Annotated in this window: 12 protein-coding genes and 1 pseudogene; 8 read left to right on the forward strand and 5 right to left on the reverse strand. The window is 47.9% G+C overall.

Going from position 1 to position 13,404, the window contains the following annotated elements; genetic code table 11:
* Positions 1 to 720, forward strand: a 720-nt coding sequence (locus Q0668_RS18310) for a TIR domain-containing protein (protein WP_298867267.1), incomplete at its 5' end; no start/stop codon positions are given.
* Positions 721 to 755: 35 nt separating this feature from the next.
* On the opposite strand, the gene Q0668_RS18315 is transcribed toward Q0668_RS18310, so the two are convergent.
* The 4 genes from Q0668_RS18315 to Q0668_RS18330 all read right to left on the reverse strand — a co-directional run bounded on the left by Q0668_RS18315 (position 756) and on the right by Q0668_RS18330 (position 3,817).
* Positions 756 to 2,426: an FAD-dependent oxidoreductase gene (locus tag Q0668_RS18315; RefSeq protein ID WP_298867269.1), complete on the reverse strand. Its 1,671-nt coding sequence runs from the start codon at positions 2,424 to 2,426 to the stop codon at positions 756 to 758.
* A gap of 152 nt (positions 2,427 to 2,578) precedes the next feature.
* Positions 2,579 to 3,046 carry a DUF1569 domain-containing protein gene (locus Q0668_RS18320; protein ID WP_298867271.1) on the reverse strand — a complete coding sequence of 156 codons (468 nt, stop codon included), beginning with the start codon at positions 3,044 to 3,046 and terminating at the stop codon, positions 2,579 to 2,581.
* 104 nt (positions 3,047 to 3,150) lie between these two features.
* Positions 3,151 to 3,531 carry a gamma-glutamylcyclotransferase family protein gene (locus tag Q0668_RS18325; protein ID WP_298867273.1) on the reverse strand — a complete coding sequence of 127 codons (381 nt, stop codon included), beginning with the start codon at positions 3,529 to 3,531 and terminating at the stop codon, positions 3,151 to 3,153.
* 10 nt (positions 3,532 to 3,541) lie between these two features.
* Entirely contained in the window at positions 3,542 to 3,817 is a 276-nt protein-coding gene (locus tag Q0668_RS18330) for a TfoX/Sxy family protein (protein WP_298867275.1), read from the reverse strand.
* Between the two features lie 137 nt (positions 3,818 to 3,954).
* Here Q0668_RS18330 and Q0668_RS18335 point away from each other — a divergent pair, with 137 nt between their 5' ends.
* Genes Q0668_RS18335 through Q0668_RS18360 form a run of 6 tightly spaced genes read left to right on the forward strand, consistent with a single transcriptional unit; the run spans position 3,955 to position 10,144 of the window.
* On the forward strand, positions 3,955 to 4,401 hold the full coding sequence (locus Q0668_RS18335) for a hypothetical protein (protein WP_298867277.1): 447 nt from the start codon (positions 3,955 to 3,957) through the stop codon (positions 4,399 to 4,401).
* Positions 4,398 to 5,405, forward strand: a complete 1,008-nt coding sequence (locus Q0668_RS18340) for a hypothetical protein (protein ID WP_298867279.1) — start codon at positions 4,398 to 4,400, stop codon at positions 5,403 to 5,405. Before Q0668_RS18335 ends, Q0668_RS18340 begins: the two co-directional genes overlap by 4 nt.
* A 33-nt stretch (positions 5,406 to 5,438) precedes the next feature.
* Positions 5,439 to 6,203, forward strand: coding sequence for a hypothetical protein (locus Q0668_RS18345; RefSeq protein WP_298867281.1), 765 nt, complete (start codon positions 5,439 to 5,441; stop codon positions 6,201 to 6,203).
* A gap of 1 nt (position 6,204) precedes the next feature.
* Complete coding sequence (locus Q0668_RS18350) at positions 6,205 to 6,549, forward strand: NADH-quinone oxidoreductase subunit K (RefSeq protein WP_298867283.1); 345 nt, start codon at positions 6,205 to 6,207, stop codon at positions 6,547 to 6,549.
* A complete protein-coding gene (locus Q0668_RS18355) occupies positions 6,542 to 8,428 on the forward strand; it encodes a hypothetical protein (protein ID WP_298867285.1) in 1,887 nt (628 codons plus the stop codon). Before Q0668_RS18350 ends, Q0668_RS18355 begins: the two co-directional genes overlap by 8 nt.
* Before the next feature lie 60 nt (positions 8,429 to 8,488).
* Positions 8,489 to 10,144, forward strand: coding sequence for a hypothetical protein (locus tag Q0668_RS18360; protein WP_298867287.1), 1,656 nt, complete (start codon positions 8,489 to 8,491; stop codon positions 10,142 to 10,144).
* Here Q0668_RS18360 and Q0668_RS18365 read toward each other — a convergent pair whose 3' ends face one another.
* Entirely contained in the window at positions 10,145 to 12,736 is a 2,592-nt protein-coding gene (locus Q0668_RS18365; RefSeq protein WP_298867288.1) for an alpha/beta hydrolase-fold protein, read from the reverse strand.
* Positions 12,737 to 13,068: 332 nt separating this feature from the next.
* On the opposite strand from Q0668_RS18365, the pseudogene Q0668_RS18370 reads away from it, so the two are divergent.
* A pseudogene (locus Q0668_RS18370) lies at positions 13,069 to 13,404 on the forward strand (hypothetical protein); the annotation flags it as partial.

The following is a 13,404-nucleotide window of genomic DNA, read 5'->3' on the forward strand; positions in this document are numbered from 1 at the left end:
AGTGGGGCCAATTTGCACAGAGCCAATTTGCGGGAAGCAGATTTGAACCTTGCTCAATCACACAATACTCTTTGGGTCGAATTAGATTTATCAAGAGTCGTGGGTTTGAATTCTATCGTGCATGGAGGGCCTAGTACCATTGGGGTAGACACTCTCATGCTTTCCAACGGAAAGATCCCTCAGGAGTTTCTTCGAGGCTGCGGTCTACCCGATGATGTGAATGCGTATGTTCCCACCTATTTTGCAAATACATCAATCAATTTCTTTTCCTGCTATATCTGTTTCAGTCCTGAAGACAAAACATTCGCCCAACGATTACATGATGCATTACAAGCCCGGGGAATTCGTTGCTGGATGGATGAAAGGCCGCTGCTGCCTGCGCATGGGATACACGTGGATCGGAAGATTAAGATTTGGGATAAAGTCTTGTTATGTGCTTCAAAACATTCTTTAACCAGTCATTGGGTGAATCAGGAAATCGCGAAAACGTTTTCCATGGAAGTAGAGCAACTCAAAAAAGATACGATCGTAGTTCGTTCATTGATGCCACTTAACCTGGACGAGCATCTCTTCGACAGCTGGGAGCATCCTGATAAAAACACGATCTGTGATCGACTGGCCGCTGACTTCAGAGAGTGGGAAACAAACGACACCGCGTTTAAGCAGCAAGTGGAAGAGTTGGTCAAAGCGCTGCCGTCAAATAAGACTGCGAGAAACTGAGCCGATGCCGTGCCTCTCAGAGAATTAAATCGGGATCAGGAAAATAATTCGGGGCGGGCGTGGCGTTGCATGAGCATGCCACCGGTGAGGTTCTGGACATTTTTGAAGCCGGACTGTTTTAAGATGCGCGCTGCGACGTAGGCGCGGAGTCCAGTATGACAGACGGTGACAATCGGTAGCGTCGGATCTAATTCGTGCAGACGTTGACGAAGTTCGTCGACGGGAATGTGCGTCATTTCGGGGAAGCGGAATGTCTCGACCTCTTTTAAGGACCGCACGTCTACAATCTGAAATTCGGAGAGGTCGGCATCGACTTCGACAATCGACGCGAGACTATCCAGATCGTTGCCAGCTACAAAAGCCGCCATGTGAACTGGATCTTTTGCGGAGCCGAACGGAGGTGCATAAGCGAGATCAAGGCCAGCCAGATCGCGAATAGTCCCTCGAAATTTTAAGGTAGTCGCAATGACATCGATGCGTTTATCGACGCCTTCTCTGCCGACGGCTTGCGCGCCCAATACCTGCTCGGTTTCCGGGTCGTAGGTCAACTTTAAAAAGAGAGATTCTGCACCGGGGAAATAGCCGGCATGGTGCTTGGGTACCACAATCACCGAACGACTGGTGCGTTTTGCTTTCTCGGCGAATTTTTTACTGAGTCCGGTCATCGCAACCGTCAATCCGAAGATGCGAACAATGGCAGTGCCAACCGGTGAGACCATTGGATCGGCGTTGGAGGTGACCGCGTGCTGTCCTGCAATTCGACCGGCACGATTCGCGGGGCCGGCCAGAGGAATTCGCAAGGGATGATTCAAAACGCCGTGCCTGTATTCGACTGCGTCTCCTACGGCATACACATCGGGATGTGATGTCTGCATATATTCGTTGACGGCGATACCACCAAAATTGCCGATCTCAATACCGGCGTCTTTCGCCAGCGCGATCGCAGGAGCCACGCCGATTCCCAGAATTACGAGATCTGCATTGATCGATGTCCCGTTTCCCAGTTCGACGCCAACCGCTGAGGTATCTTCTACTGTGATTTTCTCGAGAGCCGTCCCGAGGTGTACGTTGACACCATGCGATGTGAGTTCATCCTGAATCAGGTGAGCCATTTCCGGATCGAGTGGCGGCAATACCTGTTGCTGAAGTTCCACGAGTTCCGTGCTGATGTTCAAGCGATGCAGTTGCTCGACCATTTCCAGACCGATAAAACCCGCGCCCACGACTACCGCACTCTTACATTGGTTCTGTTTGATATAATTTTTGATTGTATCGGCGTCATTTAGATTACGCAGTGTAAAAACATTCTCTGCATCGATACCCGGCAGTGGAGGCACAATCGGAGCAGCTCCCGGTGAGAGGATCAGAAGATCCCAGGATTCTTCGAAAGTTTCGCCTGTCACCCGATTCAGTACTGCGACCGTTTTTCGATCCAGGTTTATCGATTGCACCAGATGTTTCGTGCGGACATCGATGTTGAAGCGTTGTTTGAACAGTTCCGGTGTGGCGACGAGCAGCTTCTCGCGCTCGATAATTTCTTCGCCGATATAATAGGGCAAGCCACAATTGGCAAACGAAACATATTCATCCTTTTCAAACAGAATAATTTCTGCCGCTTCATTACAGCGTCGGGCACGCGCTGCGGCACTCGCACCGCCGGCTACTCCGCCGACGATGATCAATTTGACTGGTACTGTCTCCGCCATGTTGCACCTTTTAGTCTGTCACTGAAATTCCTTACGGTCTGACTCAGCGAAATTATAAGCGCAGGCAGTTCTTACAACTACTGACAGGCATTGACAATTGGGATGATCGTGTTAAGTAACCACGTCTCATAAATCAATTCAGGTAAATCAACTCAAGGTTCGGCGATAAAGCTCATATGTAATTCTGAGTGTCTTCGATGCAATTTGTCCCATTCTTCGCATGTCATCTGTCCAAAAACAGGACTGAAGGCCCGCTGAGGTTCTGCTTCGAGACGCTGAATCGATTTTGTTAAATGCTCTAATGCTTCCCGATCAGCGAGCGGATCGGGCGCTAATGCCTGTTTAGAGGCTCCCTTCAATTTGAAACCGGGAGACATGCCGTTTTTGAAGATGCGTGGCTTAAAGAAATATTGTCCCATAATGCGAATAGGCCAGGGAAAAGTGAATGCAAAGCCATCCAGCGAACTATCCATGGTTCGGGCCAGATGTTCGAAGATTTGCCCTTTCGTCCAACCACCGGTCGTTGGTGCTTCCGCTTCCGTCAGCCGCCTGGCATCCTCAACCACTTCCTGTAGCGACGCGTAAGACAAAGTTCTTCTGTTAGCAGTTTTCGTCGACATAAAACAATCCCAAATTCTTTCCAGGCTGGTAAAACTTTAGCGAAAGGACATTGGTCTATTCTTGAAACACACATCAATAAAAACAAGTCCGAACTTTTGAAATTTTATGTTACTTTGACCCAATTGCTACCAGATCGAGACAAGTGGGTCACATCGCCTTGAAAGTAATATGCGTGAACGGGTTGATTAACCGTAGGGTTGATCAATTCAACCAGTTCGCGCGAAAACCAGTTTTCGGCCACACCTTCAATTTGATCAAGAAGTGCCACACCTTTTTTGTCTACACTCCAGAGTTCTCCCTGAATACTAACGCCATCTTCGATATCAACGACGAGCCCGGGATATTCGCCGCAATCGTACATCAGGTAGTTTGGACGGGTGACGGCTTTCGCAAGAAAGTTCTGTCCTGTCAGATGATGTGCACGGCAAAAGCCTCGTTTTAATGTCCCATAGACAAAAATCAGCGTTCCGGTTTCTGAACTCATCGATTTTTTTTTACTCATCGCGGGCGGCTGCCCTCAGTAGTTGTCTGGTTTTCTCAGACAGTTGGTTCCAGTGAATGTCCATCAGCGCTCCCTGCAAGGCATAGAGCAAATTCAGGCTGCATCGCGGCTGCTGCTGTTTTACCAGCAGGTAGGCGGCGATGGCACCGGTCTGTTTGAGATCTGCCAGGGTTCGAATTCCGACCTGTTCCAGCCAGTGAGCGCTTTTCGGACCCAGATTCCGTAATTTTTCAATGGGCAACGAATCTTGTAAAGGATCAGTGACCACTACTTTTCCTTAATTGAAAGATTTGCAGGAGTCAACACACTTCGCATCGAAGGGTCGATCCCTTAAAATTTGTCCTGAGGTTGTTTTTCACTCGTTGATATTTTGATTGTACACGATTACTTCCCTGAAAGTCCGCCATGGAATGGTTTGCCTTTCTGATTTATTTTCTGATCGCGGCGCTTTGCACGCTGGTGGTGTGGTTCACGATCAAAGTGGGATTTCGTGTTTCTACACTTTCGGAGCCGGTTTTAACTGACCCAATGGAGTTGAACGCCTCTCAGGCTGGTCTCGCTGATCAGACACGACGCCTGTACTGGAATTTCGCGGCGACGTTGATTGTAGTTCCGACGCTATTACTGGTGCTGGGAATAGCCGTGCAAACGGCACCCCTCAAACAGCCGATTACTGGTACTCTGGCGATCGCGCTGGTTTTGATTTGGTGTATGTCATTCTGGTCGGGCATGTTGTCGTTTCCCAGCCGTGTTCCTGCTGATCATCCCTCGCAGCGTCCCGATGAATCAGAGCTTGCTAAGACAGAGCTCGAATTAACTCAGCGATCCACTGTGACGAAGGAGACGCCATGATCTTCTACATGGCTCTGCTTTGCCTGTTGCCCATGCTGCTATTTTTTTCACTTATCCTGGCAGAAACAGCATATCCTGCAGTCGATACGCGCATCAAAGCACGTCTGTTCGGTTCTCTGCGTCGCATTGCGCATGCACAAAAGCAGATTCCCGAAAGACCAGAACGCTGCCTGCTCTTTTTCTCGCTGATGTGCTGCATACTTGCAATCGGTATCATGCCTCTATTGGCAACTGAGCTTTCACCATCCCTTTCCAACTTAATTGAAACGCCTGCGCTGGTAACGAGTCAATTTGCGCCGCTGATCTTTCTGGGACTGCTCACAATACTACAGGTCGCCGGTGAAGTCAGTCTGGCGCTGACTGAGCAACGACGAAATTCGTCTGCGTCGATTTTTCTCAACAGTTATTTCTGGCTACCTCTATTACTGGCATGGTCAGCATTGACCGCTTATCTGCCCGTTGATTCCCCTCATATTGCAAAAGATACTGGTTCCTCAATGTGGCTGGGTGCGTTACAGCCTTTGGGGTATGTGGCGTTCATCCTTGCATTGATAGGCCCGTATCTGCTCATCAATGCAAGTCGCTTGAACAAGGTGAACCCGGTCCAGAACTGGATTCGTGAATTGCGGTTGCTGATCAGCCTGTTGATAATTATCGTACTTCTCAGTGGACACACCTGCTTTTCACCAGTCGAAATGGAGAGTAAAACTGCTGGAATTTTGCGAGGCATCATTCAAGTGATACTGTTGCCGGTTTCGGTTGGTATTATTTTTCGGCTGAAAGCATTTTTTCGGCGACGCAGCGACCTTGATCCAGAACGACTTTGGAAGCTGATCATGTGGTTGTCTTTGATCGCGCTAACTGCTTCGTTTATTGCGTTTCACGTTTTAGGAATGTCAGACTATTTGATGCATGTTTTACTCAATTTTAGCTTACTGGCAATCTGGACCGGATTTATCGCACCAAAAGGAAATCTCAAACAGAAAAATCCATTTCCGAAATAATTTTTTCACTTTACTTATGAAATCATACGTTTGATGAATGACCTTTTATTTTATCTGCCGAGCACTGCCGATAACCTGCTGTTTTTAACACTGGCAGTGCTGGTACTGCTGATGATTACTGGCATTTACGGTTATTTGAGTACACAGTTGAAGCCGGGCGGCGGTACACGGCCGAAACTTCAATGGGGCTGGCCAGTGTTATCTCTGATTGCATTACTGGCCCTGTTTTACTGGTTTGGACAACCACTGTCTAAGAACTCTGTCGGCGATCTCCGGGAACTTAAGATTCTAATCAGTCCGTTTCTGACCGGTTTCATCGTGATCGGTGCCGGAGCGGCGGCGGTTCTGTCTTCCAATTTGCGGTGGGCATTAGCGGCGGCAACGGTTTCTTTTCTGACGAGCGGACTTCTATTTCTTCAAGCCGAGGTACTTCCGCTGGTTTTGTTGTGCTGGCTGATTTTAGGCGGCTCAGTGCTACTATTTCTGTATCAGGGTATTTCCGAGAACGGTTTACACGTTAATAACAAGAATTCACAAGAGCCGTTTCGTGAACCGTTTCTTTCCTGTCTGGCCTGTGGCTTTCTACTTTGTGGTTGTCTTTGGGTGGTACATCGAGAGTGGAGTTCGAAATTGACAGAGACAACAACAATTAAAGAAGTAGCTGTTTTTGAAGGATTATCGCTGGTTCGACAGTTTTTAAATGAACATTGGCCGACCTTCATTTTGCTAATGGTGTTTGTCGCGGTTTCATTTGTGGGAATTTCCCGTTTGATCGTCGATCAGAAAAAGGAGCATTAATATGCTACTGTCTTCTGCACCTCTGTTACATAATAATCTGCTGATTGCCGTCACACTGATCGTGCTCGGTTTTCTCGGGATGCTATTGCAACGGAATGCGCTGGCAATGGTTTTCTCGTTACTGCTCTGGTTACAGGGCGCAGGTCTCGTTTTTTTCTCCTACAGTCAAAACCAGGGTTCGCGCGAAACTCAGCTCTACTTCCTGATCATATTGTTGATCGTGATGACATTGCTGATCACGATGGCGGCGTTGATTTTTCAAAGACACAGGACTACAGAGAAACCGGAATCCAGCGCGCAGCAAAGTGATCCATTGACTCGGGAAGGATCTCACCCGAGTGGATAAAACGATCACGCTATTACTTCAACTGAGCTTGATCATTCCATTTGCAATGGTGATTGTCGCTGCGCTGGTGGAATTTCGCATTTTAAAAGGCAACGTCCGCTGGCCTGTATTCATCGGCGTGTTTCTGACCTCTGCGACGGCACTTGGTTCCCTGTTTTTTTTCAGCTCGACTATTCAGAGTCAATCATATTCTCAAACTTTGATCCGTTGGCTTTCACTTTCGCGTGTTCCTGAGTCAAATTTGCAAATTGGAGTGCTGTTTGACCCACTCAGTCTTTCGTTTTATCTGCTAATTTCGGTGGCATCACTGTTTTATGTATTATTGGACTATTTCGTTGCCAGAACTCCCGCTTCCCGGTCAGATAATACATATTCCCCGTTGCTGTTTTTACTCTGTTTCTTCGCAACGATGGGCATTGTGCTTTCGACAAATTTCCTGCAATTACTCCTGTTCTGGTTTATGCTGTCGATGAGCATGAATCTGTTACATGAAGTCAATCTTGACTCTGACACTCCACCAGAAAAACAATATAGACACTGGTGGGGCTGGAATGCGTTTTCGGATGGGATGCTGTTGCTGGCAATTTTTTTAATCGGCACCAACTTTGAATCATTCGATTTTCTCTCTTGCTTTTCCCCTGATGCCATTCGAGAGGTCCAGGCAAAAAACACGACTGCGCTGCCGGGTATCGGAGCGGCCCTCTTTTTTGCCGCGTTACCACGACTGGGATTATTCCCTGCTTCGATGCTCATTATTGGCAATCAAAGTCCGTGGCGCACCAGCTCGCTGGCCGTGTTGAATTTGCTGGCGATTCCAGCAGGTCTTTTTTTATTGCTCCGTTTTGCCCCCTTTTTTCTGTCGATTCCCTCTCACCAGAGACTGCTCTTTCAACTGGGAACTGTCTCTGCATTGCTGACTGTTTTTTCAGCGGTCACTCTCGCGCGCGGCTTACACACTGATCGCTTTCTATGCTGGTTTTCTGCCACGATGGCAGGCGTAGCTACTGCGATGCTGGGCATGAATGCAAGCCATACGTTGCATCTGATTTTGTCAATGATTCTACTGCAAAACTGCGTAATTGCGGTTTTGATTCCACTCCGTATTCGACTGCAGAGCGGCTCCCTGCCTGCGCAGTCTCTTGCTTCCATCAAAATCTGTATTCTACTGCTGATGATTTCCATACTGGTCAGCCTGGGCAATTTGCTGAATCCTTTGATCACCGCCAGAGCTGCGGCAACTGACTTTCGTAGTGAGTTACTGGTCTGGCTCATACCGTTGATCGTTGCGGGATACGTTTTTGGAGCAGCGCGATTTTATTTATCTCTGTTTGACCGATTCGAGTCTGCGACTCCTCCTCAGCATTTTTCTGTGCTGCCTTTGTGGGCAATCACTATTTTCGTCAGTTTAGTGAGTGCTTCGCTTTACATACCAGTGCCGTTCATTCAGCAACTCTGGCCTGGATTGATGACAGATTTGCATGAAAACCCCTTTGATCGGGACTGGTTCTTTTGCAACTTGTATTGTTTGACGATCCTCGTAGCACTGATCCTGGCCTGGATGACCTCGCGTGAAAATAATCCCGACAAACCGACAGAGCAAACGCGGTCTGCACTGATCCAACTGGGACAGTCCCACTATTATGCATTAACCATTCTCAAGCGAACTCTGATTGGTCCACTGCATTTATTTGCGAAAATCGTCTCGCTGCTTGATGAATGGCTACTCATTCGGTTCAGTCGCGCTTCGCTGGAAAAAACTCCCGAATACTGGGGGAATCTGTTAAGACAGATGCAAAATGGTCAGATTACGTTTCAGTCTCTGGTTTTGCTGTTTACGCTTTCCATATTGATTTTTGTACTGATGGTATTGCAGGTTTAAACCCTGTTTCTATTTCTAACGACGCTTGCTGCTGAATCGTTTTTTACTTCAGAGTCAATTATGAACTCATTTCTGAATACCATTATCTCGCTATCGCCCGTGTTACTGGTTGTGATGCCGGTAGTGGGAGCCTGTATTGGATGGGGCGTTTCGAGAGGGGGACTGGAATTCAATCGCTGGACCGCATTTTCCAATACCTTGGTCTCCTGTTTGATCCTGGTTGCGGTAATGCTTGCTCCCTCGCTGTCGAGTGGAAGTGGAGAAAGCGAGGAGCGAACAACCCGCTTGATTTCTGTAAGTTTAAAACTGCCCAGTACAACGGACCCCGATACCAATACCGAAGCTGATTCCGAATTAACACATCCACGCGCTATTCAATGGGCTCTTGATACCACCTCGGTTTGGTTTCTACTGCTGCCCACCTGTCTGTGGCCTGTTTTAATTCTGTTTTCCAGCCGCATCGCCACTACATCTCGTTTGTTTTATTTTCTACTGCTGCTGTTGCAGGCATTAATAGCAGGACTGTTCGTTTCACATGATCTGATCAGTTTTGTTACGTTTTTGCTGCTGACTACGTTTTGCATACTCTGCCTGATTCGCATTGAAAGTGGTGCCCGTTCGCAGATGGTATTTGAAAGCACGATGTACCTGCAGTTTCTCGGTGATGCCTTGATCATCGGCGGGCTGCTGTTGGCCGCTGTTGCTTATTCCTGGATGCAGAGTCTGCTGCTGGAAGCACCGCAGGCAGTCTCATTTCAGTTCCATGATCTGTTACAGGGTACCGCTAGCGACATCATGCGTTATTCACTCGCGGCAACCTATTGGGGCACCGTTTCTCATTGGATTTTTCTGCTGCTACTTGCCGGCTTTGCTATCAAAGGGGCTCTGTTTCCCATGCATTATGGGTTCACGCAATGGTTGACGATCACATCTCCCCATCACATTTCAAGGCCTGATTTGGTTGGCTGGTATCTGCTCTTGCTGGCATTACTCACAAAAATCAGTATCTACGGTATGATTCGATTCATGATTCCCCTCAATTCTGAAGTTGGCTCCAGCCTGTATTCATTGCTGGCTTTCTGGGGAATGAGTGGTTTTCTGTTGTCGTCACTGCTTGCCAGCCTGCGTAAAGATCTATTACAGATTGTTGTCTGGTTTCTGATCGGACAGACCTCTTTGACATTGACCGTTCTGTTTGGCGCAGAACCAGCAATGGTTCCAAATTTCATATTATTAAACGTGGTTCAGGGACTCGCCTGCTGTCTTATGATACTCATCGTGCCTTTCATCACTTCAGAGCCTGGCAACCGCTCAGTCAAACCGCTCCTCTGGATTAGCGTTCTGTCGGTACTGACACTCATCGGCGTTCCGGGTCTGGGGGGATTCACAGCGCAATTGACATTCCTCTGGAGTCTGGCAAACCAGAGTATGCTACTCGCAACGTGTTATTTGACAGGCACACTGCTGTTTAATCTCGCGCTGATCCGCACACTCTGGAAGCTTGTAAACAAAGATCGCAGAGACTTCATTTCCGTTGATCGCAAAACGGGCAGTCTACCGAACGAAAACGTGGGACTTGTCTGGCTCTCGCTCAGTCCTGCCGTACTGCTGATACTTGTGATCGGCGTTTCCCCAGCCACGCTGCTGGAAAAGACGTTATTTCCCCTCAACGAAATGAAAGCTCACTCTGCCGAAATTCCCTCCGAAGAAAACTGATTAATTATCGGATGCTTCGAAGAGGGCTGCTTTCTGCGGACCTTCCTCCGGATAGAATTCATAATGCGAACCGGCGGCCAGTGTATTTACCTGCATGCGATTATTTACCTTACGCCTATACGTAAGTGGTGTCGCTGCATCGAAAGCATGAGAAGCTCCCGGTTTCAACTTATAGGGACCACCCCAATCGCTGTAAGGGCTTTTCAGTTCGTATTCCAGTTCTACCTTGGTTTTATTAGTAATCTTGAGTTCCGGTACAGAAAATGTAGCCAGCAATTGCGGGGAAGACCAGTTGACCTGCTTCACCCGATAGCGACCGAAACCGAGTTCGATGTCAGGAATCTCTGCGACTGAAGCGGGACCCTGTTTCGTCCAGCCATCCCAGGCAGCCTGTACCAGATCCTGAAATTTTTTCTGATCGATCTGGGAATTCTTTGGTTTGTATCCCGGCGCAAATCGAGCGCTCCCACCTAAACGAGAACTTCCTTCCCAATTCAGACGCAGAGCACGTTTAGAATAACTGCGTTCGATAATTTGAGGCTCGACATTCTGATTCACCGAGAGCGAAAATTCTGCATAGGGAATCCATTCTTTATCAGTGGCTGATTTTTTGATTGCCATAGAAATCGCGGCTTGTGGTACGACAAACCGGAAGGGATTGCTGCCGGATTTTTTTGGTTTACCTGCATCGTCTACTTGAATGGGCTTGGTTAAAACGAGTTCGGACCAGATTTTGAGATCAGCGCCATACTGTTTCAAGTCAGGAAATGCCTGCTGTAATGATTTCGGATCTGCCAATGCGTCGAAAGAATGTCCGGGAATATCCAGGACGGGAATTCGGGCGATATCCGCCTTAACCAGCATGTTGGTTAAGGGTTTCAGCATGCCGGGAGCAACACCAATCTGCAATTCCGTCACTTTAGGAATTTCTTCTACTGATCGCCCGACTGTCGATAGACGCTTCACCTCTGCTATAGGTTTGGTGGAGTCCAACGCAGCGACTGTAAGACCAAAGCTCAATGAAATTCCTTTTTTGTCAGTTAATACCTGGCTGGGTGTCAGTCTCATCCGCGGATGATAAACGGGTAAAGGCCAAATGGCATCGACAACCTGACTGGCTTCGTCAAAGTTCAACTGTTTTTCCAACTCAACTACGAGTCCCGGGACGATCGCCTTCACTTCGTCTTCAATACGCCCTTTGCTGCCATAAATTCCATCGACCAGTCCACTGGAAACTTTTTCCGAGGTCATGCCGAGACCTCGCGTGGAAACGCCATAGGGCCCTGAGACATTCCAATTATCGTGTGGAATATTAAAACGTGAGCGTAACAACTTCAATTGGATCCGATTGTCTTTGATAAAAGGTTTCACATCAAAACTTAACCAGACGGGCCGCTGATAGCCAACACTTACGGAAATCGGGCCCGCCACTGCCGAATGTCGATTACCAGAGACATAGGTTGTGTCAATCGTGAGATTCACTTTTTGAATACCAAGTTGAATATTGAGCGTTCCAGCAGCGTAAGCCTGAATCGCAGCCCGGGCTAATTCTCCCTGATAGGAAATCCCGGAAAATTGAATGGAGAAGCTTCGCCCCTGAGTCACGGTAGAATCATAAATATCATTGATATTACCAACCAACATATCTTTGGGAACCATACTGGGAACGGCGTCAGCCAATGACTGTAAGAATTGATTTCCTAACCGTACCGATACGGCATCATCAATGATCAATTCCGGCACGAACGGAGTTTCCGCATCAGCTTCCGTTGGTGCTTTCTGATCTGGTTTGACTAGTAGTGGCGCAGAAGAATCAATCCTGCGCGACGGATTCTGCATCCAATCGAATAACGGTTTTGTATAAGCGACTTTCCAGACATCGTGGGCAGCATCCGGAACTAACGTATAACGCGGATTGCCTCCGGCCTGCTTTACGGCATCAACGATCTGCTTTGATTCCGCTGGAAGTACTGCGCGATCTTTTGCACCATGAAAGGCCCAGATGGGAACCTGTTTCAAATTGGCAGCCAGTTCCGATTTTCCTCCACCTGACAGGGGAGCAACAGCCGACCAGCGTTTCGGAAACGCGGCCGCCAGACTCCAGGCGCCATAACCGCCCATTGACCAACCGGTCAATATTTGCTGCGTAGCATCGAGTGAATAATCTTTGATCACGGTATCTAAAATCTGAAGTGCCCGTTTACTGTCACCCGTTTCTGCCAACCAACCTCCCCGCAACAGTTCTTTCATATTCTCTGCCTGGGGGAAAACAACGACGAATGGGAAATCACTCGCCTGCTGTTTCACAATCGGCCCTAAGCCAACTAACGTCTGTTTCAAGCCATCACTGCCTCGCTCACCGGCACCATGCAGAAATAGAATCACCGGATATTTTTTTTCGGGCGTATAGCTTTTGGGAATAAATACGACGTAGCGATGTTCGCCAGTCGCATCTTTATAAACGGCATTGACAAAGCCTGTTTTGATGGGCTTCGTTTGTGCCTGCAGCGAAGTCACTGCACTCAATAAAGTGATTGAAATTAATAGAGAACACCGGAAGGCAAACGTAAATAGAATTCGTTTGGCTTGCATGGGTACAATCCGTTTCCAGATTCAGCAGAATCATTTTGAAGGTTGGCTCAATCCATGATCGAGAGAAATCAGTCTCACTTGTTTATGAGTCGACTGACTGGCATTCATTTCCTCGATTTTTGTACTATGAAGGCGAGCTGTCAACGGAACATGGGTTTCCCGTGAAGATAAAAGAAGATAGTTGAACTCGACACTTGGTATCAATCCTCGCAAAAACGGCAAAAACCTGGTGGATTTGACCGTCCACTACTCGTTACTACTGAAACACGAAACATTCGTGAAGATTTTTCGACGGGGCCAAGTCAGAAAAAGATCGAGAGGATACTTTGAATATGAAACAGCTTACGTTCTGCTGTATTGCCACTTTCTGTAGTTCTATCACCGTGTTTGGGTTTCCCCCTGCCGGTTTTTCTCCTGCCGGGAGTGGGTCACAAGCCACTAACAAAGTGCAGATTGTTACCAAAGGTCAATATCGATTCATCTATTCGAATGGAATTCCCGACCATCAGGTGGGTCGTTTTCCAAATCGCAATAACCCGAATACAATCCGACCGCAACGATATGAATTGCGTATTCCCGCGAATCCCAAAGTAGCGAGGAATATCACACCTGTCCGGCATTCCGCATTTGGAGTGGCAACGAACGGGGTATTATTCGATCCGGGAACT

The sequence above is a fragment of the uncultured Gimesia sp. genome (assembly GCF_937910335.1).
GTDB lineage: Bacteria > Planctomycetota > Planctomycetia > Planctomycetales > Planctomycetaceae > Gimesia.

Excerpts from the sequence above, each read along its gene's own strand:
- Q0668_RS18315 (WP_298867269.1), bottom strand. The coding sequence starts at position 2,426 with ATGGCGGAGACAGTACCAGTCAAATTGATCATCGTCGGCGGAGTAGCC.
- Q0668_RS18320 (WP_298867271.1), bottom strand. The coding sequence starts at position 3,046 with ATGTCGACGAAAACTGCTAACAGAAGAACTTTGTCTTACGCGTCGCTA.
- Q0668_RS18325 (WP_298867273.1), bottom strand. The coding sequence starts at position 3,531 with ATGAGTTCAGAAACCGGAACGCTGATTTTTGTCTATGGGACATTAAAA.
- Q0668_RS18335 (WP_298867277.1), top strand. The coding sequence starts at position 3,955 with ATGGAATGGTTTGCCTTTCTGATTTATTTTCTGATCGCGGCGCTTTGC.
- Q0668_RS18340 (WP_298867279.1), top strand. The coding sequence starts at position 4,398 with ATGATCTTCTACATGGCTCTGCTTTGCCTGTTGCCCATGCTGCTATTT.
- Q0668_RS18345 (WP_298867281.1), top strand. The coding sequence starts at position 5,439 with ATGAATGACCTTTTATTTTATCTGCCGAGCACTGCCGATAACCTGCTG.
- Q0668_RS18350 (WP_298867283.1), top strand. The coding sequence starts at position 6,205 with ATGCTACTGTCTTCTGCACCTCTGTTACATAATAATCTGCTGATTGCC.
- Q0668_RS18360 (WP_298867287.1), top strand. The coding sequence starts at position 8,489 with ATGAACTCATTTCTGAATACCATTATCTCGCTATCGCCCGTGTTACTG.
- Q0668_RS18365 (WP_298867288.1), bottom strand. The coding sequence starts at position 12,736 with ATGCAAGCCAAACGAATTCTATTTACGTTTGCCTTCCGGTGTTCTCTA.